The organism is Rhodococcus ruber (genome assembly GCF_027270735.1).
Lineage (GTDB): Bacteria > Actinomycetota > Actinomycetes > Mycobacteriales > Mycobacteriaceae > Rhodococcoides > Rhodococcoides rubrum_A.
Map to the genome: position 1 here is coordinate 382,002 of NZ_JAPWIJ010000006.1, position 23,883 is coordinate 405,884.

20 protein-coding genes are annotated in these 23,883 nt (G+C 64.1%); 9 read left to right on the forward strand and 11 right to left on the reverse strand.

Annotated features, from left to right (window positions below):
- Window positions 1-121 precede the first annotated feature (121 nt).
- Complete coding sequence (locus tag O4220_RS16655; RefSeq protein WP_269606127.1) at window positions 122-574, forward strand: MarR family winged helix-turn-helix transcriptional regulator; 453 nt, start codon at window positions 122-124, stop codon at window positions 572-574.
- Window positions 571-951: a DUF5313 family protein gene (locus tag O4220_RS16660; RefSeq protein ID WP_269606130.1), complete on the forward strand. Its 381-nt coding sequence runs from the start codon at window positions 571-573 to the stop codon at window positions 949-951. Before O4220_RS16655 ends, O4220_RS16660 begins: the two co-directional genes overlap by 4 nt.
- Here the strand turns inward: O4220_RS16660 and O4220_RS16665 are convergent.
- On the reverse strand, window positions 945-3,326 hold the full coding sequence (locus O4220_RS16665; protein WP_269606133.1) for an ATP-binding protein: 2,382 nt from the start codon (window positions 3,324-3,326) through the stop codon (window positions 945-947). The two genes, O4220_RS16660 and O4220_RS16665, sit on opposite strands and share 7 nt — an antisense overlap.
- A gap of 123 nt (window positions 3,327-3,449) precedes the next feature.
- On the opposite strand from O4220_RS16665, the gene glgX reads away from it, so the two are divergent.
- On the forward strand, window positions 3,450-5,492 hold the full coding sequence (gene glgX, locus O4220_RS16670) for a glycogen debranching protein GlgX (protein ID WP_269606137.1): 2,043 nt from the start codon (window positions 3,450-3,452) through the stop codon (window positions 5,490-5,492).
- Here glgX and O4220_RS16675 read toward each other — a convergent pair.
- Entirely contained in the window at window positions 5,423-6,889 is a 1,467-nt protein-coding gene (locus tag O4220_RS16675) for an FAD-dependent oxidoreductase (RefSeq protein WP_269606139.1), read from the reverse strand. The genes glgX and O4220_RS16675 overlap by 70 nt on opposite strands.
- A gap of 106 nt (window positions 6,890-6,995) precedes the next feature.
- On the opposite strand from O4220_RS16675, the gene O4220_RS16680 reads away from it, so the two are divergent.
- Window positions 6,996-7,559, forward strand: a complete 564-nt coding sequence (locus O4220_RS16680) for a TetR family transcriptional regulator (protein ID WP_269606141.1) — start codon at window positions 6,996-6,998, stop codon at window positions 7,557-7,559.
- Window positions 7,560-7,561: 2 nt separating this feature from the next.
- On the opposite strand, the gene O4220_RS16685 is transcribed toward O4220_RS16680, so the two are convergent.
- From O4220_RS16685 to O4220_RS16695, 3 genes are read right to left on the reverse strand one after another with little or no spacing between them, the layout of a single operon-like run.
- Complete coding sequence (locus tag O4220_RS16685) at window positions 7,562-9,268, reverse strand: glycerol-3-phosphate dehydrogenase/oxidase (RefSeq protein WP_269606143.1); 1,707 nt, start codon at window positions 9,266-9,268, stop codon at window positions 7,562-7,564.
- The gene (gene glpK / locus O4220_RS16690) at window positions 9,265-10,782 is read right to left on the reverse strand and encodes a glycerol kinase GlpK (protein ID WP_269606145.1); all 1,518 of its coding nucleotides are present in this window, start codon (window positions 10,780-10,782) and stop codon (window positions 9,265-9,267) included. The genes O4220_RS16685 and glpK overlap by 4 nt, the downstream gene beginning before the upstream one ends.
- Window positions 10,779-11,633, reverse strand: a complete 855-nt coding sequence (locus tag O4220_RS16695; protein WP_269606146.1) for an MIP/aquaporin family protein — start codon at window positions 11,631-11,633, stop codon at window positions 10,779-10,781. Before O4220_RS16695 ends, glpK begins: the two co-directional genes overlap by 4 nt.
- A gap of 122 nt (window positions 11,634-11,755) precedes the next feature.
- On the opposite strand from O4220_RS16695, the gene O4220_RS16700 reads away from it, so the two are divergent.
- The 3 genes from O4220_RS16700 to O4220_RS16710 all read left to right on the forward strand — a co-directional run bounded on the left by O4220_RS16700 (window position 11,756) and on the right by O4220_RS16710 (window position 14,596).
- Window positions 11,756-12,739: a sugar-binding transcriptional regulator gene (locus O4220_RS16700; protein ID WP_269606148.1), complete on the forward strand. Its 984-nt coding sequence runs from the start codon at window positions 11,756-11,758 to the stop codon at window positions 12,737-12,739.
- 80 nt (window positions 12,740-12,819) lie between these two features.
- Window positions 12,820-14,085 carry a DUF6745 domain-containing protein gene (locus O4220_RS16705; protein WP_269606150.1) on the forward strand — a complete coding sequence of 422 codons (1,266 nt, stop codon included), beginning with the start codon at window positions 12,820-12,822 and terminating at the stop codon, window positions 14,083-14,085.
- A 55-nt stretch (window positions 14,086-14,140) separates the two neighbouring features.
- Window positions 14,141-14,596, forward strand: a complete 456-nt coding sequence (locus O4220_RS16710) for a hypothetical protein (RefSeq protein WP_269606152.1) — start codon at window positions 14,141-14,143, stop codon at window positions 14,594-14,596.
- Between the two features lie 17 nt (window positions 14,597-14,613).
- Here O4220_RS16710 and O4220_RS16715 read toward each other — a convergent pair whose 3' ends face one another.
- The 6 genes from O4220_RS16715 to O4220_RS16740 all read right to left on the reverse strand — a co-directional run bounded on the left by O4220_RS16715 (window position 14,614) and on the right by O4220_RS16740 (window position 21,444).
- Window positions 14,614-16,155 (reverse strand): flavin-containing monooxygenase, encoded by a 1,542-nt coding sequence (locus tag O4220_RS16715; protein ID WP_269606155.1) that lies wholly within the window; start codon window positions 16,153-16,155, stop codon window positions 14,614-14,616.
- Window positions 16,131-17,012 carry a methyltransferase family protein gene (locus O4220_RS16720; RefSeq protein WP_269606157.1) on the reverse strand — a complete coding sequence of 294 codons (882 nt, stop codon included), beginning with the start codon at window positions 17,010-17,012 and terminating at the stop codon, window positions 16,131-16,133. The genes O4220_RS16715 and O4220_RS16720 overlap by 25 nt, the downstream gene beginning before the upstream one ends.
- Window positions 17,003-18,013: a fatty acid desaturase gene (locus O4220_RS16725; RefSeq protein ID WP_269606159.1), complete on the reverse strand. Its 1,011-nt coding sequence runs from the start codon at window positions 18,011-18,013 to the stop codon at window positions 17,003-17,005. Before O4220_RS16725 ends, O4220_RS16720 begins: the two co-directional genes overlap by 10 nt.
- The gene (locus O4220_RS16730) at window positions 18,010-19,302 is read right to left on the reverse strand and encodes a squalene/phytoene synthase family protein (RefSeq protein WP_269606161.1); all 1,293 of its coding nucleotides are present in this window, start codon (window positions 19,300-19,302) and stop codon (window positions 18,010-18,012) included. The genes O4220_RS16725 and O4220_RS16730 overlap by 4 nt, the downstream gene beginning before the upstream one ends.
- Entirely contained in the window at window positions 19,299-20,315 is a 1,017-nt protein-coding gene (locus O4220_RS16735) for a polyprenyl synthetase family protein (RefSeq protein ID WP_269606163.1), read from the reverse strand. Before O4220_RS16735 ends, O4220_RS16730 begins: the two co-directional genes overlap by 4 nt.
- A gap of 226 nt (window positions 20,316-20,541) precedes the next feature.
- Window positions 20,542-21,444, reverse strand: a complete 903-nt coding sequence (locus tag O4220_RS16740) for a LysR family transcriptional regulator (protein ID WP_269606165.1) — start codon at window positions 21,442-21,444, stop codon at window positions 20,542-20,544.
- An 86-nt stretch (window positions 21,445-21,530) separates the two neighbouring features.
- Between O4220_RS16740 and O4220_RS16745 the strand changes: the two genes are divergently transcribed.
- Both O4220_RS16745 and O4220_RS16750 read left to right on the forward strand, forming a co-directional pair.
- Window positions 21,531-22,421 (forward strand): LysR family transcriptional regulator, encoded by an 891-nt coding sequence (locus O4220_RS16745; RefSeq protein ID WP_269606168.1) that lies wholly within the window; start codon window positions 21,531-21,533, stop codon window positions 22,419-22,421.
- A gap of 121 nt (window positions 22,422-22,542) precedes the next feature.
- Complete coding sequence (locus O4220_RS16750) at window positions 22,543-23,874, forward strand: MCE family protein (protein ID WP_269606170.1); 1,332 nt, start codon at window positions 22,543-22,545, stop codon at window positions 23,872-23,874.
- Window positions 23,875-23,883: the final 9 nt, after the last annotated feature.

Consider the following 23,883-nt stretch of genomic DNA (forward strand, 5'->3'; position numbering starts at 1 on the left):
CCGGCTGCCTATCGAATCCACTGCCCTGTTTTGCGGCATTTCTCGGGTGTAAAACTCGCTTCCAGCAAGTTGTTAGTGCACTAATCATTAGTGCACTAACTGATCTGCTAACCTGGTTGTCGTGGCCACCACCGAAGATCCACTCGCACTCGATCGGCAAGTCTGTTTCGCGCTTGCCGTCGCCAACCGTGCTGTGCTCTCGGTGTATCGGCCACTGCTCGAGCCGATGGGGCTGACGCATCCGCAGTATCTGGTGATGCTGGCACTGTGGGGCGAGTCGCCGATGTCGGTCAAAGCCATCGGATCGGCGTTGCAGCTCGACTCGCCCACGCTCTCACCGCTCCTCAAGCGTCTGGAATCGATGGGGCTGCTGTCCCGCAACCGAAGCCCCGAGGACGAGCGTGTCCTGCTGGTCGCGCTCACCCCGACTGGGACCGCCCTGAGAACACGGGCCGAGAAGATCCCGCCCGCCGTCGTGGAGAAGCTCGGCGCGTCACTCGCCGAACTGGACGATCTTCGACGCGTCCTCACCCGTGTCAACGACGCGGCCATCGCAGCAGGAGCACTGTCATGAACACGAACCGCAGCCGTCCGTCCTTCGGTCAGTGGCTGGGCTACGCAGTCCTCGGCCGCAAACTGCCCGATTCCCTGCAGGATTGGGTTCGACGCGACCTCGTCGGGCCCGGTGCGACGCCGCGTCACATCCTGCGGTCGATGATTCCGTTCCTGCCCATTTTCATCGGGTTCTTCGTCCTCTTCCCCGGAGCGATCTGGCTACGGGCGTCGATGGTGTTGCTCAGTCTGCTGCTCGCGCTGTTCTACACGGCCGCGTACATGGACCAGAACCGTGCCCGTCGCCTCGAAATCCATGGGTTACCAGCTGATCTGAAGAGTGAAAAGAAGATGGCCGAAATGCAACGTGAGCGCGAGAACTACCGCCGAAATCACTGACCCTCGCGCCTGAGCCCCGCGGTGAAGTCGTCGGCGATCATGGCTGCCAGGTCGCGGGTTTTGCGGTTCGAGTTCTGCGACAGTTCGGTCAGTTGTGCGAAGGCCGCGTCGGCGTCGACGCGGTACACCGACATCAGGATTCCGACGGCACGGCCGATTGCCGCGCGAGTGTCGAGGGCGCTGCGTAGCGTCGCGGCCTGGTTGTCACTTTCTTCGAGCAATTGCTCGCGCATGCGGGACAGTTCGAGGTGCACTCGAACGCGGGCCACCAGCTCGCGGTCGTGGAAGGGTTTGACGATGTAGTCGTCTGCACCGCGCCCGAGGCCGTCGAGCACGAAGTCGGTTCCCGCCCTCGCAGTCACCAGGATCACCGGTACTCGCCGAAGCGCGTCGTCGTGGCGGATGTCGCCGACGAGGTCCAGTCCGCTGCGGCCGGGCAGCATGACGTCGGTGAGCACCAGTCCCGGTGTCGTCGACCGCGCGCGGTCCAGCGCGGTCTCGACGTCACCTGCGGTCGTGACGGTCCATCCTTCGTCGGTGAGCAGCCGAACGAGATAGTTGCGCATGTCGATGTTGTCTTCGACGAGCAGTATGTCTGCGCGGTCGGTGGTGACCGTGGTCGGTTCGTGCGGTGGGAAGATCGCGGACACCGAATCCACGGCAGGGATCGGTCTCGCGACGCCCTGGATCGACTCGACGGGCAGTCGCGGGACAACCACGGTGAAGGTACTACCGACGCCCACCCGGCTGTCGACGTCGATCCGTCCGTCCAGGGCCGTGATCAGATCCGACACCAGCGCCAGTCCGATCCCGGACCCCTCGATGCTGTGCGCACCGGACCGTTCGACCCGGTGGAACCGATCGAATATTCGGGGCAGATCGCCTTCGGGGATGCCGAGGCCGGTATCCGCGACGACCAACCGAACAGCGTCCGCGTCGGCACCGAGGCGAATGGAGATGCGGCCGGCCGGGGTGTATTTGACGGCGTTCGCGACCAAGTTGAAGACGACCTTCGCCCACATCTCACCGTCGGTGAGAACGACCACGTCCTCGGCCGCGTCGACAACGAGCTCGAGGCCCTGATCCGACACGACCGCCGCGAACATCGACGCACAGTCACGCGTCACCGCGGCCAGGTCGGTGGGCTCGAGACGGGCGCGCAGCCGGCCGGCGTCGGCGCTGACGACGTCGAGCAGATCGTCGACGAGTCGGCGGAGCCGAGTCGATGCACGGTGGACGACGTCGAGGGAGTCGCGGTCGGAGTCGGTCAGGATCGACGTGGTGCTCTCGCGCACAGCGTCCAGCGGGCCGGCCAACAGGGTGAGCGGAGTCCTGAACTCGTGGCCGACGTTCTCCAGCAGTCGAGTCTTGGCCTCGTCGGCCTCGGCCAGCGCCGCGACGCGACGCCGTTCCATCTCGAACGCATGCGAGGCGGTCAGTGCCGTGGACACGCGCTCGGCCACTGCCACGAAGAACGAGATGGCGGAATCGTCGCGGGCCCGAAATGCATCGACTCCGACCAGCAAAGCACCGATGGGTCGAGCGTGTCCGGCCAGCGTCAGCGGAACGATCACGGCATTCGCGACCGTTCCGTCCACGTCGACGGTCGCGCGGGTGACCCGTCCGTCCGAGACCTCGACAACGTCGGCGAGGTCCCAGGTGGCAGCCTCGCAGCCGAGTGCACCTGCGGTCGCGATGTGCTCGAGTACTCCGTCGTCGGCAAGATCGCGTCGCAGGTATGCCGCCACCAGGGGGAATTCGCGTGCTTCGTTACCCAGCGCCTCGACTGCCGCGCGGCAGATGCCGACGGGGCCACCGGTATCGTCGGCGGTCAGCGATCCGAGGGCGAGAAGGGCATGCATGCGGCGCTCGCCGAGCACCTGCATCGTCACCTCCGTCGTGGCAACGAACACACCCAGTACCGTGCGACCCGGTCCGAAGATCGGGCTGTACGAGAAGGTCCAGTACGTCTCTTCGGGGTAGCCGTACCGGTCCATGACGAACATCTGGCGAACGCCGTGCACCGGCTCTCGACCATCCATCACCTGCGCGCACAACCCGCCGACGTAATCCCACATCTCGGACCAGCATTCGCTGGCCCGCTGCCCTGCGGCCAGTGGAAACTTGTCGCCCAGAAAATTCGTGTAGGAGTGGTTGAAGATCTGCACCAGGTGGGGGCCCCACCAGATCAGCATCGGGATTGTCGACGGCAGGACGGTGCGCACGGCCGTCACCAGCTCGTCCGGCCAACTCTCCACCGGCCCCACATCGGTCGCCGCCCAATCCAGCTCACGAAACAGGGCGTCGGTGGAGTTGTCACCCGGAAACAGCTCGTCCAACCGGGCCGAACCGTCGTCGGGTCGTGCGGAGTTCATCGCCTCGTCCTTCGTAACCAGCGTTCCGCGACAGTTCGGCGGTCGCAATCTCGGCATCGATAGTAGCCGAGCGCCGGGTATGCAGGCGTTTCGCTCATCCCCCGTGGGGGTACTGGGGCGAGCATGCCCTCCTCATCAAGTCTCCCGTACCCCCTGGGCGTCTCGCGTCTGTCGAACGACGGTGCCAACCTTGCCGTCTACTCCGAAACGGCGGACTCGGTGTCCGTGGTCGTGCTGAACAACGACGGAACAGAACGCAGTACAACTCCATTGGCGCTGCGAACCGGCCACGTGTTCCACGACCTGGTTCCCGATGTCACGCCGGGTGCCCGCTACGGACTACGGGTCGACGGCCCGTGGGATCCCGCCTCGGGCCTGCGGCACAATGCTGCCAAGCTGCTCCTCGACCCGTATGCCACCGCCATCACCGGTCAGGTCGACTGGAACGAGTCGGTCTTCAGCCATCTCCACGCCGAGCCGGAGACCCGCAACGACGAGGACTCGGCTCCGTACATGCCGTACTCCGTTGCAGTGCAGTCGAATTTCGATTGGTCCGGTGACGAGTCGCCGCGCACGCCACTCGATCGCACGGTGGTCTACGAGGTCCACGTCAAGGGGTTCACTGCGACCAATCCCGATGTGCCCGAAGATATTCGGGGCACATACGCAGGGCTGGCACACCCGGCCGCGATCGCGCATCTGAAGCGCATCGGGGTCACGGCAGTGGAGTTGCTGCCGATCCACCAGTTCGTTCAGGATTCACATCTGCTCGAAGAGGGGCGACGTAACTACTGGGGATACAACTCCATCGGCTTTTTCGCACCGCACAACGAATACAGCAGCAGCGGCGACACCGGTGGCCAGGTGGACGAGTTCAAGGCACTGGTCAAAGCCATGCACGACAACGACATCGAGGTCATTCTCGACGTCGTCTACAACCACACCGCCGAGGGCAACCATCTCGGACCGACCCTCTCGCTCAAGGGAATCGACAACGGCTCGCACTACCGATTGGTCGACGACGACCGAAGTGCGTACTACGACACCACCGGCACCGGCAACAGTCTCAATGTCGGCCACCCCGCTGCGCTGGCGCTGATCCTGGACTCGTTGCGGTACTGGGTGACGGAAATGCACGTCGACGGCTTCCGGTTCGACCTTGCGAGCACACTGACCCGCCAGGACTCGGACCTGGACGTGCACAGCGCTTTCCTGAGCCTGGTGCATCAGGACCCGACGCTCGCTTCGATCAAACTCATCGCCGAGCCGTGGGACACCCAGGGCTACCAGGTGGGCGGCTTCCCGGCTCGCTGGTCGGAGTGGAACGGCAAGTTCCGCGACGACGTTCGAGACTTCTGGCGCGGTGAGAGCGGCGCACTCCCGGCTCTGGCGCAACGCGTCACCGGCAGCCCCGACGTCTACGAGAGCACCCGGCGCCCCACGTTGGCGAGCGTCAACTTCATCACCGCACACGACGGCTTCACGTTGGCGGACCTGAACTCCTACGACGACAAGCACAACGAGGAGAACGGCGAGGACAGTCAGGACGGCGAATCCGACAACCGATCATGGGGTTGCGGTGCCGAGGGACCGACCGACGACGAGGGCGTCAACGCGCTACGCGCTCGGCAGCAGCGCAACCACCTGGCGACACTGCTGCTCTCGGCCGGAGTCCCGATGATCCTCGGCGGCGACGAGCTGGGCCGGACACAGAACGGCAACAACAACGCCTACTGCCAGGACAACGAGGTTTCCTGGTTCGACTGGAGCGCAGCCGATCAGGATCTCATCGACTTCACCACCCACCTGATCGCGCTACGTGACGAGCACCCGGCACTGCGTCCCACATGGTTCCGCCACGACAGCGATTCCGACGAAGAGGGGGCCGGACCAGACACCGTCGACTTCTACCGCGCGGACGGCGAAAAGCTCTCCGACGAGGACTGGACCGACGGCAACGCGCACAGCATCCTGGTGCTGATGCGCGCAGGCGAGGGCGATGCGTCGTTCGCGTGGATGGCCAACGCCTCACCTGCGACCGTCGAGTTCACTCTGCCGGAGGGCAAGTGGACTCAGTCGACCTCGAGCGACCCCGATCAGGCATACGAGGCGGGCGGTCCGTCCATCCTGATTCGTGAGCACTCGTTCACGTTGCTGCAGGGCTGACCGGTCCATCGTTCGACAACCTGTTGCCACTCCTCCGAATCGGAGCGTCCGGCCCACGCGATGTAGCCGTCGGGCCGGACGAGAACGGCTGGGCCACTGTCGGTGCGACGAGTGATACCTGCTCTCTTGCAGTCTCTCTCGCCGATCAGAAGAAAGCCGTGCGCCCGCAGCCGGTCGGTGACCGTGCCCTGGTTCAGCGGGATCCGTACGGCCCGGGTCCCGACCAGGGCATGCTCACCTCGGGTGCGCGCGTACGAAATCCCCACTCCCGAGAACATGCCCGCAATCTTGCCGACCGCACGTTGGCTACGAAGCACTCGTGCGGACACGACGTTGCGTAGCTTCTGCGCTGTCGCCGAGCGCAGCAACAACATGCGGATCGTCGCGCCGCTACTGCGCAGCACCAGCTTTCCCACGGGATGCCGCTCGTCGTGATAGGTGTCGAGGATCTTCTGGTCGGCACCGCCGAGGACGGCTGCCAGCTTCCAGCCGAGGTTCATCGCGTCCTGGATTCCGGTGTTCATGCCCTGCCCTCCGGCAGGCGAATGTACGTGCGCAGCATCGCCGGCCAGGAATACCCGGCCCACTCGGTAGCGCCGGACTTGCCTCTCGTCGCAGGAGAAGCGCGAACTCCATCGCACGTCGGTCCAGCCGTAATCGGTTCCGATCGCACGGCGCACCACGTCACGAAGCCGCGTCTCGTCGACCGATGCAGCTACGTCTGCCGTGTCGGTACGGTCGCAGGCGATCACTCGGAACCAGCCGTCGCCGAAGGGCGCAACGAACGCAAAGCAGTCCTTGCCCGCGCCGATATTGATCAGACCGTTGGGCGGATCGGTCAACCGGACATCCGCGAGCATGATCGACCGCAGCAATTCCTTGCCGGGGAAGTCGAGTCCGATCGACGTGCGGACGATACTGTGCACCCCGTCCGTGCCGGCCGCATACGACGCCGTCCATTCCTGCGCGCTGCCGTCGGCCGCCCTCCCGCGCACCACGACTCCGTCGGCGTCCTGTTCGAGGCCGGTGACCGTCACCCCGCGCAGAATCCGCGCACCGGATGCCCGCGCGTACTCCTCGAGTCGAGAGTCCACGTTGGTCTGTGGTGTGACCAGCAGATACGGAAACTGCGACGGTAGTACGCCGAGGTCGAGGGACAACCCGTTCCAGAGTTTCAATCCCGACGCGTGGGCTCCGGTGGTGAGCAGGTCCTCGGCCAGACCACGACTGTCGAGAACCTCCAGCGTGCGGGCGTGCACTCCGAACGCCCGCGACAGCGGTGACGGTGCATCGTGTTTCTCGAGCACCGTCACCGAGCGGCCGGCACGCGCGAGTTCCCCCGCCAGCATGCAGCCCGCCGGACCCGCACCGACAACGATCACGTCCGAATGGTTCATGGCGAACTCCCACTGTGGTCGGCGCATTCCTGGTCAACGCCTGTTGACTTCCGACGATAGACCCGTCGAGCGCAGTGGTCAACGGTCGTTGACTTAGGCTACGGAGATGGCCGAACGACAACCTCGATCCGCGACCGCCACCCGAGCCCGCATTCTCGACGCAGCCCGCGCACAATTCGCCGCCGACGGCTACGACCGCACCACCATGCGGTCCGTCGCCGGCACTGCAGGCGTCGACGCGGCCATGGTCGTCCGGTATTTCGGAACCAAGGAAGCGCTGTTCGCCGAAGCCGCCACATTCGTCCTCGACATTCCGGATCTGACCGACATCGAACCCGAGAGAATTGCAGAAGTGTTGATGCCCAGGTTCTTTCAGATCTGGGAGGAGGACGGCACATTCCTTGCCTTGATGCGCGCGGCCGCCACCAACGCCGCCGCAGCCGCGGCGATGCAACAGGTGTTCGCCACACAGGTAGCCCCTGCCCTGGCCGCCGTCTCGGTCGACCGGCATGCAGAACGCGCTGCGCTCGTCGGAACCCAGGTACTCGGCCTGGTCTTCGCTCGCTACATCCTCCAGGTGTCACCACTGGCAAGGATGAGCCACGAGCAGTTGGTCCGGTGGGTAGGGCCGACGCTGCGGCGCTACCTCACCGAACCACTCGACCGATAAGGTCAGCTCACCCCGGCGCGCACGTCCGGTGCCCCGAGTCGGGCTGCATCGGCAGTGTCGTCATCGGGCTGCTGCTGCGAATCCCGTTCTGCCAGAACACGAAGCCGATAGTGCTCGATCTCCTCGGCAACGTGCTGATCGTCCCATCCCAGGACGGGTGCCACCAGCCGGGCCACCTCGTCGGCGGCCGCTTCACCACGATCGGGAACCTCGATGGAGATGCGGGTACGACGCGTCAGAATATCTTCGAGGTGCCGCGCGCCTTCATGACTCGCGGCATAGACGGCCTCGACCTTGAGGTACTCCGGTGCACTCTCGAGAGGCTTGCCGAGCTCGGGATCGGCGTCGATGAGATCCAACAACTCACCCATCAGAGTGCCGTACCGACCCAGCAGATGCTCGACGCGTGAGACGCGCATCCCGGTGCGTTCGGCCGTGAGAGCGCGGGAGTTGAACGCACCCAGGTAGCCGTCGGCACCGACCAACGGGATGTCTTCGGTGACGCACTTCGGCACTGTGCGCTCGAGTCCGTGTATCGCGGAATCGACTGCATCCTTGGCCATCACTCGATAGGTGGTGTACTTGCCACCCGCGATGACTGTCAGGCCGCGTACCGGACTGGACACCGCATGCTCCCGGGAAAGGGTGCTGGTGGAATCGGATTCGCCGAACAGCAACGGACGCAGACCTGCGTAGACGCCGACGACGTCGGTCCGGTCCAGCGGATCGGCCAGCAGCTTGTTCACGTGCCCGAGGATGTAGTCGATGTCGCTCTGGCTCGCGGCCGGGTGAGCCAGATCGAGCTTCCAGTCGGTGTCGGTTGTGCCGATGATCCAGTGGCTACCCCACGGGATGACGAACAGCAGACTCTTCTCGGTTCGCGTGATGATGCCCGTGGCACTGTTGATGCGATTGCGCGGCACCACCAGGTGCACACCCTTGGATGCGCGAACCTGGAATTGTCCACGGCCACCGACCATCTGCTGCACCTCGTCGGTCCAGACACCGGCAGCATTGATGACCTGCTTGGCCCGCACCTCGAACGAGCGGCCCGTTTCGAGGTCGCTCGCCACGACGCCGACAACCTTGTCGTCCTCCCTCAGGAAGCCCGTGACGCGAGTGCTGTTGGCGCACAACGCGCCGTAAGCCGCTGCGGTACGAGCGAGCATCATCGTGTGCCGGGCGTCGTCGACCTGGCCCTCGTAGAACTTCACCGCACCGCGGATCGCCGAACGCTTACCGGACGGGAAGGACTCGAGCGTCTTCTTCTTGCCGAGATGCTTGTGGTGACTCGGGACGCCGCGTCCGGCGCCCATGACGTCGTATACGCCGATGCCGAGCCCGACGTACGGACGGTCGATCACCTTCTCCAGCGGATAGATGAACGGCACCGGGCGAGCGAGGTGCGGGCAGAGCTTGTTCAGTACCAGCGAACGCTCCTTCAGCGCCTCGAACACCAACGCGAAGTTGAACTGCTCGAGGTAGCGCAGACCGCCGTGGAACAGCTTGCTGGAGCGGCTGGACGTGCCGGCCGCGTAGTCCCGCGCTTCGAGCAGGCCCACCTTCAATCCGCGGGTCACCGCGTCCAATGCTGTTCCCGCGCCGACGACGCCGCCGCCGATCACCAGGATGTCGAGCTCTTCCGACTCCATCCTCGCCAGCGCATCCGTGCGCGACTGCGGACTCAAAGCCGTTGTGGTGGAACTCATTCTTCATCAACCCAATCGAGAGTACGTGTTACTGCCTTCTTCCAGCCGGCGTACAACTTCGCCCGCTGGTCTTCGTCCATGGACGGGGTCCATGTCTTGTCCTCGGCCCAGTTCTGGCGAATATCGTCTTCGCTCTCCCAGTATCCGACTGCGAGGCCGGCCGCGTATGCCGCTCCGAGAGCGGTGGTTTCGGCCACGACCGGACGCACCACGTCGACGTTCAGGATGTCGGACTGGAATTGCATGAGCAGCTCGTTGACCACCATGCCGCCGTCGACCTTGAGCACCTCGAGATCGACACCGGAGTCGGCGTTCATGGCCTCGATCACTTCACGCGTCTGGTACGCGGTGGCTTCGAGCACGGCGCGGGCCAGGTGCCCCTTGTTGACGAACCGCGTCAATCCCACGATGGCACCGCGAGCATCCGAGCGCCAGTGCGGGGCAAAGAGTCCGGAGAATGCGGGGACGAAGTATGCGCCGCCGTTGTCGTCCACCGAACGTGCGTCGGTTTCGATGTCCGCGGCGGAGGAGATCATGCCGAGGTTGTCGCGCAGCCACTGCACCAGCGAGCCCGTCACGGCGATGGAGCCTTCGAGCGCGTACACCGTCGGCTGATCGCCGATCTTGTAGCAGACCGTGGTCAGCAGACCGTTCTTGCTCATGACTTTCTCGGTACCGGTGTTGAGAAGCACGAAATTGCCTGTGCCGTAAGTGTTCTTGGCTTCACCGGGAGACAGGCAGGCCTGCCCGAAGGTGGCTGCCTGCTGATCGCCGAGGATACCGGCGATCGGCACTCCACTGAACGGTCCGCGCTCACGGCCCGTGCCGTACACCTCGGAGCTCGAGCGAATCTCGGGCATCATCGACATCGGGATGTCCATGTCGGCGCAAATGCTCTCGTCCCACTGCAGTGTGTCGAGATCCATCAGCAGGGTGCGCGAGGCATTGGTCGGATCGGTGTAGTGCAGTCCGCCGTCGACACCGCCGGTCATGTTCCACAGCACCCACGTGTCCATGTTGCCGAAACACAGTTCTCCCGCTTCGGCTTTGGCCCTCGCGCCCTCGACGTTGTCGAGGATCCACTTGATCTTGGGGCCCGAGAAGTAGGTCGCGAGCGGCAGACCGGTCTTGGCGGTGTACTTGTTGGCGTCGCCGCCGCCCAGTGCGGTGGCGATCCGATCGGTACGGGTGTCCTGCCAGACGATGGCGTTGTAGATCGGCTTGCCCGTCTCGCGCTCCCACACCAGCGCCGTCTCACGCTGGTTGGTGATACCGACAGCGGCGATGTCCTCGCGCGTCAGATCGGCTGCGGCCATGGCACCGGCCGCCACGGCGCGCACGTTGTCCCAGATCTCGGACGCGTCGTGCTCCACCCAACCGGCCTGCGGGAAGATCTGCTTGTGTTCCTTCTGATCGACCGCGACGACGGTGCCCGCGTGATCGAAGATCATGCAGCGTGACGACGTCGTTCCCTGATCGATCGCGGCGACGTACTTTCCTGCGAACTCGGTCATGGCTTCTCTCCTGTGGTCTGGGTGTCGGCTGGGAGTCGTGATGGCGGCTCGGGCGTCGAACCTTCTTGCTTGCGTAGGTTCTTTCCGATCAGCAGGTCGTACAGGAACACTCCTATCGGTCCACCTACGAGAGGTCCGACGATCGGGACCCAGAAGTACAGGCCGCCGTATTGGTCTCGCCACGCTCCACCGTATCCGGTGATGTACGACGCCAGGCGAGGTCCGAAATCTCGAGCCGGATTGATCGCGTATCCGGCATTGGTCGCCCAGGCGAAGCCGATGGCGACGACGATGAGGCCGACGATCAGTGGAGCCATGTTGGCCATCGGAGCGGTGCCGAGCGAATCGGTCACGGCGACGATGAGGAACAGCAGGATCGCGGTGCCGATGATCTGGTCGATCAGCGCCGAGGACACGCTCACGGGCAACGTGCCGTTACCGGGAAGCGTCGAGAAGATCGTCTGAGTGGCGCTGGTGTGCCCGGGGTCCACTGCGTTGATCATGTCGTTGTAGTTCCAGCGCACCAGCAGTGCGGCCACGAAGGCACCTGCGGTCTGCGCGAGGATGTACGGCGCAACCATCTTCCAGCTGAATCCGCGGAAGAGTGCGAACGTGATGGTCACCGCGGGGTTGAGATGCGCGCCGGTGATTCGGCCCGCGACGTAGATGCCGAACATCACGCCCAGGCCCCAAGCCCAGGCGATCGAGTCGTGGTCTCCGAGACTGCCGGATTCACCGCCCGAGACGACCTGCGCGACGACGCCGACGCCGAACAGAATGAGAATCATGGTTCCGGCGAATTCGGCGGCCATGTGCGCCGGCAATCCCCATTCCGGTTCCTTACGAGCCATTGTGTAGCCTCCGCAAAGTTGGTGATGCACGCCACATTGCGTGCTGTTTGCCACGGTAGACGCCCTGCACTGCGTTGCACAGCTGATGCACATATGTGCAATTCGGTCGTACACTGGTGCCGGTGACGGACACCGGCATCACTCCCGAATCCGACCTGCGGACCGGCCACGCCACCCAGGCCGCCCGGCTGTACTACTTCCAGGACATGACGATGGCGGCGATCGGCCGTGAGCTGGGAGTCTCTCGTTCGACCGTCTCACGACTGATCACCTTCGCGCGGGCGTCGGGACTGGTGGAAATCAAGATCTCCACACCGCTCGGGCAGGCACCACGAATCGAGCGGGCCTTCGCCGATCTGTACGACATCCGTGCACACGTCGTCCCGGTCTCGGAGACGGTGGACGAATTGCAGCGCCTCGATCGTGTCGCCACGTTCGCCGGTCGATTGCTGACATCGTTCTTCGAGTCCGACATGGTGATGGGCGTGGCCTGGGGAACCACCGTCAGTGCCGTCAGCCGCAAGGTGGCACCCAAGAGAACCCACAACTCGACCGTCGTGCAGCTCAACGGGGCAGCCAACACCCGCACCACCGGAGTCTCCTACGCCACCGACATCATCAGAACCTTTGCCGACGCCTACGGCGCTGTAGCACAGGGCTTTCCGGTTCCCGCATTCTTCGACTACCCCGAGACCCGCCGACACCTGTGGCGTGAACGCAGCATCAGGCGAGTACTCGAGCTGCAGGATCGGATGAACCTGGCCGTGTTCAGCATCGGCGTCATGAGCGGAGCCGTACCGAGCCACGTCTACAGCGCCGGCTACCTCGAACCCGAGGACGGTGCCGAGCTCCGACGTGACGGCGTCGTCGGAGACATCGCCACCGTGTTTCTCCGGTCCGACGGTAGTTACGACCGAATTGCGTTGAACGACAGGTCGAGTGGACCGAGTCTCGATCGCATCAAAAAGGTCGAGCGACGACTGTGCATCGTCGCCGGGGCCTCCAAGCTCGACGCACTCACCGCGGCGCTGCGAGGCGGACTGATCACCGACCTCGTCATCGACGACATCAGCGCTGCCCAACTGATCCTGCGATCACGCACCTGACGGTTGCTCTTGCGCTCACGCACTCGAGGTGTCACTCTTGAAACCATGACAACCGGAAAGGCGGACACCGCCTCCCTCACGTGAGCGCCGTGCCGATGCCGTCGACATTCCCCCGTCGCGGCACATTCAGTGACGATCCCGATACATATTCCGAGAGCATTCGTGCGGTCTGCGCGGTTCGCGACAGCTGGCTCGACCTCGGCCTGAGAGTCGGTCCGTCGGACAGATCGACCGCGGAATCTGCAGTGGCACAACTGTATCGCCGAGTGGAGTACGAGGAGCCCGAGTTCGTGTGGGTGACCTCACCCGCTGCCGCAACGACATTCGTCAACGCCGAGGGACTGGCGACGGAGACGCCCGTACCCGGTGCGACGATCGACCACGCACCGGCACGTATCGCCTCGCTGCTGGCCGATTCGCGCCGGCGGATGGATCAGCGAATCGACGGTCGAAGAATCGAATGGCCGCGACAACGATTCCGTCCCGACGGGAACTTCGACCGCGACCTCCCAGCGCGGATCACAGCCGCGAACAGTCCACCGGAAGACGCTGCCCGCGCGGGCATCAGCCCCGACCCCATCGTTCGCAGGACAGTCTGGAATTCGTTGCGCACCAGCCTGTTCGACGGGGTAGCCTCGGCGATCCGGCAGCTCGCCCCGCACTCATTCGGCAGCATCACCTGGTACGGCCAACAGGAGGCGCATCGTGTCGCCTTCTACGACATCCATCGACGGTTCGGCTTGACCACCTTCTCGGCCGGCCACGTCGAACTACTCGAACTTCAGCGTGATCTCGTCGAGTCGACCGGATGGTGGTGGGCGTTCGAGAACGTCGCAGTGATGTGCGAGCGGCCCACCACCCTGCAGACCGAACCGATACCGGACTCCTTCCACGGCGAAGTGCGACTGCACAATTCGCGAGCACCCGCGCTCGAGTTCAGCGACGGACATGCCGTCAACGTGCTGCACGGCACCGTCGTTCCCGACTGGGTGATGCACGATCCGACCGTCGAACGCATCACCACCGAACGCAACGTCGAGGTTCGACGCTGCGCGATCGAACGCATCGGCTGGGACACCTACCTCGACCAGGCCGGGCTCGCCCTACTCGACACCGCCGACGATCCAGGAAATCCGGGGTGCACTCTGCACCTGTTCGCCACCCCTGCAGGATGGGGAGGAGACGGCCGAGTACTGCTGGCCGTCAACGGCTCCCGCGAAAGAGACGGTGACCGTCGACGCTACGGCCTGCGCATCCCCGGCGAGATTTCCTCGGCACTGGACGCCGCGGCGTGGACGTACGGCCTATCCGGAACAGACTATGTCCAACTGCTCCGCCGCACGTAGCTTCCACCCAACTCACACGACTACCCAACTCACACGACTACCCAAGGTGACTCACATGATCTCCGACATGACACTGTCCACACTGACCACTCTCACCGGCCTCGACGTTTTCGACTACCTCGACCGAGAAATTTCCGTACCCGTGATCGACGGCCTGCAGGCCCAGGGAGATCTCATCGTCGTTCCCTACTCGCTGCTGACCGAGAGCGTCGCCACCACCGACCGTAGCCACACCGAGAACGTGCCACTCTCGGGAATCGAGTTGCTGCGCAGCGCAGTCGGCGGCAACCCGCACAGCCTCGTTGCCGACGGTGGGCCGTGCACGTGGTCCGCACCGGTGTTCGATGCCCGGGGCCTGGCCCTTGGCATTCTGGACACGTCGGTGACCGCGTATCTCATTCACCCGGAGCACGGTGCCACCGGAATTGCGCCCGGCCGATACGTCATCGGTCGTCAGCGCGAGGGCACCCGAAGCGGGTGGGGTCGATCGTCCCAGCTGGTCGCCGACTGACATTCACCGGCCGACCGTCACCGGTGGTTGTCGCCTGAGCGGCGCGGCGTCGTCTCGTAGGACTCGAGGTCGAAGGTCCGCAGTAGCCTGCGGAACCTGAAACTGAAATCGGGCCACAACGCGATGTTCCGACCTGTGCTGTCCAGGAACCAACTTCGACATCCACCGGTGACCCAGACGCTCTTGCTCATCTTTCGCTGGAGGTCGCTGTTGTAGCGTTCCTGCACCTCCGGACGCACCTCGACGCTGGCGATCTGCTGATCCTGTACCGCGGCTACTGCGTCGACTATGTAATTGATCTGCGATTCGATCATGAAGATCGCCGAGGAGTAGCCCAGCCCGGAGTTCGGTCCGAGGATGACGAACATGTTCGGGAACCCGGCCACCGCGGTGCCCTTGTAGGCGGAAACTCCCTGTTCGGCATATATCTCGGTCAACGTCTTACCTGCCCGGCCGCGAAAGAGTTCGAATGCCGGCGAGTCGGTGATGCGAAAGCCGGTGGCGACCACGATCGCATCGACCGGACGCACGGTGCCGTCGACCGTCACGATCGACTCCTTCTGCACGCCGGCGATCCCGGAGGTGACGACGTCGACGTTCTCGCGACCGAGCGCCGGATAATATTCGTTCGATGACAACATGCGCTGGCAGCCGACGCGATATTCGGGGGTGACCTGAGCGCGCAGGGCGCGGTCTCGTACCTCTAACCGCAGCTTGACCGCCGCGATCAGACCGAGGCCGACGGTCGCCGGGGGAAATTTGATGAGCACGATCGCGTAGATCTCTCGCAGCAGGTAGAGAATCGACCGAAAGGCGCTGGTGAGCCCGGGAACTCGACGAAAGGCAAGCCTCTCGAGCTTGCTGTACTTTCGGAGCAGCCTCGGGAAGATCCACGGTGCCGTCCGCTGGAAGAGATCGAGATGGGCAACTGTGCTCGCGATTGCGGGCACGATCTGAATAGCCGACGCTCCGGTACCGATCACCGCCACCCGTTTGTGTGCGAGGTCGACGGTGTGGTCCCACTGCGCCGAGTGGAAGACCGGGCCGTCGAACCGGTCGAGCCCCTCGATGTCGGGCATGTTCGGCTCGCACAGTGCACCCATGGCCGAGACCACTACCTTCGCACTGATCGGTCCGTGAGTTGTGGCCAGCCTCCACCGCGCCGTCGGCTCGTCCCAATCGGCTGCGATCAGTTCGTGATCGAACGAGAACTTCTCTCGAATGTCGTGCCGGTCGGCGACACCGAGAATGTAGTCCTGGATCTCCGGCTGCGTCGAGAACGATTGCGACCAGTTCGGATTGTGATCGAAGGAGAACGAATACAGGTGCGAGGGAACATCGCACGCCGCACCCGGATAGGTGTTGTCGCGCCAGGTTCCACCGAAGTCGTTGCCGCGTTCGAGAACCACGAAGTCCTCGATACCGCGTCTGCGTAGTGCCACTGCGAGCCCGATCCCGCCCACACCTCCGCCGATCACTGCGATCTCCACCTCGCGTACAGGAGTCGAAGCAGCATCGGACAGGTGCGGACGAGTTACTGCGGTGTCGTGGATGACCATGGTGTGGAGTCACTTTCGGTGTCGCGTCGGGTGTCGACGTCGGACTGTTCCGACTCGACAGGTCGTGGCATTCTGCGCAGGGCCTGTCTCGGAGACGGGAAGAACGCCGGTACCCGAGCGGCGTAGGCGCGGTACGAACTGCCGAACCTCGCCAGCAGGTCCCGTTCCTCCAGCGCAGTCCCCAGCAGGATGTAGCCGGTGAGACCAGCGGCCCACAGCAGATGACCGGCCGTCATCTCGCTCGCGCCCCAGAAGGTCAGCAGCAGTCCGGTCATCAACGGGTGACGCACCAACCGATACGGCCCGTGGACCTGCAGTCGATCCGCGGTGGCGTCGGGAATCCGGATGACATACTCGCGGTAGGCCTGTCGCAGGCCCAGCAGGTGGAAGTGGTCGAGCAACAGTGTCGCTGCGTAGACCAGAAGCACGCCCACCCAGAATGCGGAGTCGAGAACACGGCCTGCAACACCGTCGATCGACCAGATCCGGTACGGAATGGGCTGCCAGGCCAGGACCAGAAACCAGACCACTGCGCTCACCATGAAGATGTACACGGTGCGCTCGAGCGCCTCGGGCACCCGCCGGGTGAGCCACGCCTTGAACGACGGTCTCGCCATACCCGAATGCTGTAGGCCGAACAGTCCGACGACCGCCAGGTCGATGGGGACTGCAACCCACGGCGACAGATGCGGTCCGTCGTCGACCGTCTTGGGCAACAGCCGGCCGCCGGAGAAGAGCAACAGCAACGGAACCGTGATGCCGGCGATCGCATAGCCGGTCAGGGCCGCGAGAAAGGGCAGCAGCCGAGCTCGATCGCGCAGCGTCTCGCGAACCTGCGGCCAGGGAATCAGATCCACGCGAACCAGCGCAGAACTCGCGGCCGGACGGTGCCTGCTTCGATCTTGCTCTCCAGCTTGGCCTTCCAACGCTCACCGTACGTCGCATCGAGGAACGCGCCAGGGATCGCCAGTCGCCACGCGGACTGGATCGTCATCCAGTAGGGGACGATGACCTCCGGCTCCACGTCGCGCATGAACACGAGCTTGTCCGGAATGACACTCCAGTGCACACCGGGATAGCGATGGTGCACACTGTGATACCCCTGGTTGAAGATGAAGAAGTTGAGCCAGTTCCCGGCCGTGTTGAGCGACTTGCTCGGGTCGTCCTCGAAGCCTCGTGCCGGGGCATGGGTGAGCCATGCGAAGTACCCGGAATTGACCTGAGTGATCAGGAACGGGATCCAGTAGAACACCACGAACGGACCCGTCCCGGCGAAGTACCAGGCGACGACGATGAAGGTCAGGGCAACAGCACAATCGAACGAGAACTGTCGACGTCGTTTACGTCTGGCGTCCGACACCCCGGTGGCGAACAACTCGCGAATCGTGTGCATCTTGACGATCGAGCCGTACCGAATCCAATATCCGACGGCACCCGAACCGTGCTCCCGGCCCTCGGTGGACGTCACGTCTCCTGGGCCGTCGTTGTATCGGTGATGGTTGAGCACATGCACCTCGCGCATCTCGGCCGCCGTCAAGGAGGCAGGGAGGGAACACAGGATGTCCACCACTCGATTGGCCCGGCGCGAGACGAACAGTGGTCGGTGAGTGTGCATGTGCAACACCCCGATGGTCAAGGAGAAGCTCAGCAGGGTCAGGACGAGCACGAGAGGCACCGCGGTGTACCAGCGCTGGGCGATCGGCGAGAACAGTCCGAAGCCAAGAAGTGCGAGCCACAGTGCGACGTGGACGAGCGGACCCACGTTCGCCGGATTCTCCAGGCGGAAGATGCGCTTGCTGATCGGATCTTTCGGTTCGCCGGTCGTACCGGTCTCGTTCCGGGGTGTCACCGCAGTCATGATTGCCTTTCAGAATCGAGTGGGAGATGCGGTGCCGTTCGGGACATCGCAGCCGTCTGAAACCGAGTGCCGAGAAGGTGCATGGCGTTGCTGTCGCCGGGCTGCATACGCTCGAGCGATCCGAAAGCGAGGTGGTCGGCAATCATCATTCGGCGTACCTGGTCCTCGGGCAGCTCGCCGCGCAGCGCTCCGGCCGGCAGCCCGTCGACGAGCGCCATCACCGAGTCCACGACGATCGAGCCCATCGCGGTGTCCGCGGAGTGCGTATCGATGCGCGGAAACAAGCTGTCCGGCAACTGTTGTCCGCCCTCGGTCGACGAGTCGAGCAGGAACTCGACCGTTCTGTCCACCGACTCACGCAGGCGGTCGAGCATGGCCTCCCATCGGTCGGTACCGGTGGCCGCGACCACCGCACCGACCAGACGCAGCCTCCGGGAATACGGACTTCGCACTCCGACCGCGCCGCAGAAGAATGCGGTCGTGGTGATCGACATGTAGGCGACGGCCGCCCTGGCACCCTTGCTCCGGGTTCGCCGTCCGAGATGCGACAACAGAGCGAATGTGCCGAGTGCCGGTGTCAGCAAACGCAATACGATCTCATGCGTCAATTCGGCACTGGTACCCACCCGGTACAGCTCGAGTTCCTGATCGCGGAGATCGTTCGCCAGTTGCGCCGCGGCTCCCACGCAGTGGGCCAGCTCGGTGACATCCTCATCGGTGGCGTCCGGGTCGTTGTCGCAGATCACCGTGCACGCATAGACCACGACACGCCCGAGGACTCTCTCGCCGTACGTGACCCGCGCCATCGGTGTGTCGAGATTGTCTGCCATTGCGGTGGCAACGTCGATCAGCAGCTCTCGCACGCGTGTGCGGCCGGCGACCGGCAGTCCTTCGACCAACACCCGCACGTCGTCGATCCGTTCGGCGAGAACCGAATCCACCGCATCACTCTCACGCAGAACTCGCGCACGCAACGGTGGCGGCGGGACCGGGTCGTCGCCCACGAGATACCGGGCCGCTCCGAGCACCGTCGTCGCAGCGCCCACGGAACCGGAGTACAGGTCCTCGTAGGCGTCGAGCACTCGACAGGCCAGCACAGCCGCAATCGATTCGGTCCGTTGCACCTCCGGCAACAGGTCGATTGCCACGGCCAGGTTTCGGGCGGCGGGTATCAATGCCGATTCGGCGAGTTCATCCGGCGTACCTGCCCGCAGGAGCGCGGACGGATCGACCGCACGTCGGAGATCCCGTATGCCGCGGGCAAGTATCAGTAGGCGGGCGGGCCTCACCGGAGCACGACCCGTCGGGCCAGTGTGCGCAGGTGCTCTCGCGCAGGCGAATCGACGAAACACTCGGTTGCGATGCATGCCTGCCGCCTCGCGGATTCGGCGAACTCGCGAGCGCTGCCGAGTGCTCCGCTGTGTGTCAATGCGGCCTGCAGGTCGCGGCCGGACACCGACTCGTCGAGCCACATCTTCCGCGCCTCGGCATCGGTACACAGCCAGTCGATCACCGGCCAGGTAGGCACTCTGCGTTCGAGATCTCCGCAGGCATCCTTGCCCAGGTTCGGCCCGCCCTCGATATCGCGGACGTCGTCCATGATCTGGAATGCCAGCGCCAGATGATCTGCGTAGTTCATCAGACTGCGCAGTCCATCGTCGTCCACTCCGCCTGCTGTACCGCCGTAGGCGCAGGCGAGCCTGAACAGTGTCCCGGTCTTGGCTCCGGCAACCGCGCGGTAGTGCCTCCTGAGCGCACCGTCCTCGAGATCCGGCGGCAAGGTTTCGATCAACTGACCGTACGAGAGTTCCGACAGTCGATCGAGATACGTCACTCCGGCAGCGCGACCGATTCGGGCGAACACAGAAGGATTGGCGTCGAGCACTCTCGCGACTTCCCGCAGTGCGGTACCCGCCAGGTGGAAGCCGGCACACGCTGCCACTCGAACACCGAATGCTGCTGCAACAGAATTATTGTCGCGACGAAGTAACGACCCGTCACAGATGTCGTCGTGTATCAGAGAGGATTCGTGCAACATCTCGATCGCAGCCGCGATGTCGACGGCGTCGCGCAACGGTACCGCATCAGCGCCGGGCGCGAGCTGCGCACACGCAAGTACCATGCCGGCGCGCACACGCTTTCCCGGTATCGAGAGAACATGATCATAGATCGAACGAAAGGTACTGTGCGGCTCGAGAATACGGTTCATTGCCGCCTGGACGGCGCCTAGTTGCGCCGATACCACGATGGCATCCGGCTTTGCCGGAGACGCCCATTCCAGACCCATGGCATCAGCAACCATCGACAACACCAATCGAACGTAGAGCGCTGTCAGGCAACACTTTCGATAGAGATTTCAGATGCGCGTGCGCGTCGAGACACACCCGTCTCCGCAATTTTCCGTCCATGAATACTCCCCCGCCGATCGCCCCCTGATCCTGCTGCGCGCCACATTAAGTGACACAGGGCACCGACAGCCAGCCGAGGCAACCGAATGACGCAAAGTCATAGCCAAAACGCACAAACGGTCACGAATGGTTCGTTTTTGTACCTAGCGACCGGCCACGATCAAGTTGATCGATTGACGAATTAATAAGCGGTGCTATCCAATTGGGAGAATAGACGAGCATCGTGCGCTCCGCGGGCGGCACCGGCCAGGGGACGACCGCACCGCCCGTGGCAGTCACCGAACGCGCCATCGACTCGGCCATGACCGCCGCGCCGATTCCATGGGCGACGAGTCCCGGCAGTGCCTGCTGCGGCACCCCGCTCAACACCACTGCCGCCACGATCCCGAACCCCGCCAGAGCGTCGACGACACCGACGCCCATACGATGCGTCGGTGCCAGCACGGCCAACGGAACCGCCACGTCGAGTCGATCCAGGGTGCCGACATCTCCTGATCCGGGCGGAAGTGCAAGCACGAGAACCTCATCGGGCAAGTATTCGTGGACGAGGTCGGCCGGCGCGTCGGAACCGGGAACCACCGCGCAGTCGATCTGCCCCATCCGAACCTGCGCCAGCGCTTCCGTGGGATCGGAGATCGTCACGACGTCGATCCGCGAGCCCGGTCGCGCAGCGACGAATGCCGCCATCAATTCCGGCGTTGCCGAACGGTCCGACAGCGCGATGCGTACGGTCGGTGCCGCACCGCCGGAATGCGTCGTCCGCAGTTCGTCGACCACTCGCTCGACAGCTCGATGGTCGAGTACAGTTCGACGCGCAAGCGGTAGTAAGGCAGCACCTTCGGGGCTCAGAACCAGCATATTGGCGTCACGACGAAACAACTCGACACCCAGTTCGGTCTCGAGACTTCGCACGATGCCGGACACCGTCGGTTGGCTTACCCCGAGTGCACGAGCCGCGTTACCGAGTCCATGCTCGTCGACGATGGCCACGAAGCACTCGAGCATCGAAGTGGTGACGTTCACGGCATCAGTGTGAACACTTCGGTGGGGCTGCAGCATCATCGGGGGTACGTCGGGTTCCTTCCGGTGTCATCGATCGACGGGACGTGATGGAACTTTCTTCACGACAACTGCGGCAGTGCGTTGCGGTCGCCGACGCAGGTTCGATGAGCGGTGCGGCAATCGAACTCGGACTGAGCCCGTCCACAGTCTCGCGCGCTGTCGCACGATTCGAGGAGCAGACCCACGTGACCGTTTTCGAGCGGCGCGGTATGCGACTCGTGCCGACCGATGCGGGACGGGAAATCGTGCGCGCTGCCCGGCGCGTCGTCGATGATCTGAACCTGTTCTCCGCCCTTGCCGTCGACGCCGCCCTCGGCCGAGTGGGGGCAGTAGTGGTGGCGGCTCCAGCTGACGACACCGGGCCCGTTCTGCCGACCATGATCGCGTCTGTGACACGAGGGCGACCGCGCCTGAATGTGCACATCGCACGCGTCGAGACCGCCACGGCAGCAATGGAATCTCTGCGATCCGGTGCTGCCGAGCTGGCGTTGATTCCGCGTCTTCCCACTCCGCCCGATCTGCTCGGCATCCACGTCGGACGCCAGGAGTTGACGCTGATCGTCCCTGCGGCGTGGACGCAGTCGAATGCCCGGATCAGCGATCGGCACGGACTCGACTGGCTGGGCGAGTTCCCCTTCATCGCCGGTGCCGTCGAGACCACCGGTGCACATGCGCTGGAACGACTTCGACGTTCGGGTGCCCGCCCACACACGGTGCTGACCGGCACGCCGGTTCTGACGATACCGAGCCTGGTGGATGCCGGTGTCGGTGCTGCACTCGTACCGAGTTCGATGCCACTCGACACGTTTGCCCATCTCCGGTCGATCGATCTGACGCCGCCGCTGACGTACTCCATCACCTTGATGCACAGGACCGGCGAGCAATCCCCCGCAACCCGCCAGTTCATCGATTGGGCTCGGTCCGCCACCGGTGAGTGAGCTGCATCTCATATTTCTGGCGTTGATACATGCATCTCACAAGCCGTCGCGAAGTAGTAAGTGTGACGTCATGTACCACTAATGTTCGCGACATGGTTGACGCTCTCGATCCGTGCTTCCCGTGACCGGCACCCCCTCGCCGCTGCAGAACCGGCTTCTCGGAATTGCCCTCGTGGTACTCATCGTCGTGTTCGTCGGGTGGAGCGTCACCTCGTACAACAAGACGTTCCAGGACGTCGTGACCGTCTCCCTGCAGACCGACAGCGTCGGCAACGCGCTCCCCCGCAATGCCGATGTCAAGGTGCGGGGCATGATCGTGGGCGAAGTCCGATCGGCGACGACGACCGATGGCGTCGTGACGTCCGAGTTGGCGATCCAGCCGGACATGGCCGAGATGATTCCGTCGAACGCCACCGCTCGGCTTCTCCCGAAGACACTGTTCGGCGAGCGGTATGTGTCGCTGATACTCCCGGACGGCGCACCGGCCTCGCCGATCGGTGAGGGCACCGTCCTGAAGCAGGATCGCAGCGGCAATGCCATCGAGGTGGGCCAGCTGCTCGACGGCCTCTTGCCGCTGCTCCAAGCCGTCCCTCCGCAGGACCTGTCCAACACCCTCGGCGCTCTGGCGCAGGGTCTGAGCGGTCGCGGCGAGGAACTCGGCCTCACCATCGACCGCCTGGAGGACATCTTCGCCGGGCTCAACACCGAACTTCCCGCAATCCAGCAGGATCTGCGTGGTCTCGCAGACTTCTCGCAGACCTACTCCGATGCGGCCCCCGAGTTGATCAATGCGCTGGACAATCTGCGGACCACCGGCAACACCGTCGTCGAGAAGCGCCCGGCCCTCGAGACGCTCTACGCTTCGCTCACATCGGCCTCGAACACGACGGCCGGCTTTCTGGAGGCGAACTCTGCACAGCTGATCGGCTTGGCCGCGAACTCACGTGAGGCACTCGAGGTGTTCGCCGAGTTCTCGCCTGCTCTGGGCTGCACCGTCTCACAGTTCGCCGAGGGTGCCAGGCGCGGCAAGATCCTGCTCGGCGACGGTGACGAGTATCCCGGCATCAACGTTTCGATGCCGTTGGTCAATCCGAAGGGGCGTTACCTACCCAATCAGGACGAACCGAGATTGTTCGAGCAGAACCGAGGCCCGAGTTGCTACACGTCCCTCGATCGTTATGCCGGCGAGTACTTCCCCCAGTATCCGGGCGGTTCACCCAACGACGGCTCGTACCAGGTGCCGACGAGGAACCCTGGCGAGCAGAACATTCCCGTCCTCCCGGCACCTCAGCTCTCCCCCGTGCCCGCCTCTTACGCAGGCTCGGTCACCGAGCAGCAGACCTTGGCGGTCATCTACGGCGGGGCCACCGGAATCGAGCCCGATGCAGTGCCGTCCTGGACGACGACGGTCGGAGCTCCCGCCCTCAGAGGAACGCAGGTCACCTTCCAGTAGTCCCTACTG

Bases quoted from the DNA above. Each gene is read 5' to 3' on its own strand.
- glgX (WP_269606137.1), top strand. From the start codon at position 3,450: ATGCCCTCCTCATCAAGTCTCCCGTACCCCCTGGGCGTCTCGCGTCTG.
- O4220_RS16715 (WP_269606155.1), bottom strand. From the start codon at position 16,155: ATGGTCATCCACGACACCGCAGTAACTCGTCCGCACCTGTCCGATGCT.
- O4220_RS16745 (WP_269606168.1), top strand. From the start codon at position 21,531: ATGGAACTTTCTTCACGACAACTGCGGCAGTGCGTTGCGGTCGCCGAC.
- O4220_RS16680 (WP_269606141.1), top strand. From the start codon at position 6,996: ATGGCCGAACGACAACCTCGATCCGCGACCGCCACCCGAGCCCGCATT.
- O4220_RS16660 (WP_269606130.1), top strand. From the start codon at position 571: ATGAACACGAACCGCAGCCGTCCGTCCTTCGGTCAGTGGCTGGGCTAC.
- O4220_RS16710 (WP_269606152.1), top strand. From the start codon at position 14,141: ATGATCTCCGACATGACACTGTCCACACTGACCACTCTCACCGGCCTC.
- glpK (WP_269606145.1), bottom strand. From the start codon at position 10,782: ATGACCGAGTTCGCAGGAAAGTACGTCGCCGCGATCGATCAGGGAACG.
- O4220_RS16675 (WP_269606139.1), bottom strand. From the start codon at position 6,889: ATGAACCATTCGGACGTGATCGTTGTCGGTGCGGGTCCGGCGGGCTGC.
- O4220_RS16695 (WP_269606146.1), bottom strand. From the start codon at position 11,633: ATGGCTCGTAAGGAACCGGAATGGGGATTGCCGGCGCACATGGCCGCC.
- O4220_RS16685 (WP_269606143.1), bottom strand. From the start codon at position 9,268: ATGAGTTCCACCACAACGGCTTTGAGTCCGCAGTCGCGCACGGATGCG.
- O4220_RS16735 (WP_269606163.1), bottom strand. From the start codon at position 20,315: ATGGTTGCTGATGCCATGGGTCTGGAATGGGCGTCTCCGGCAAAGCCG.
- O4220_RS16665 (WP_269606133.1), bottom strand. From the start codon at position 3,326: ATGAACTCCGCACGACCCGACGACGGTTCGGCCCGGTTGGACGAGCTG.
- O4220_RS16725 (WP_269606159.1), bottom strand. From the start codon at position 18,013: ATGACTGCGGTGACACCCCGGAACGAGACCGGTACGACCGGCGAACCG.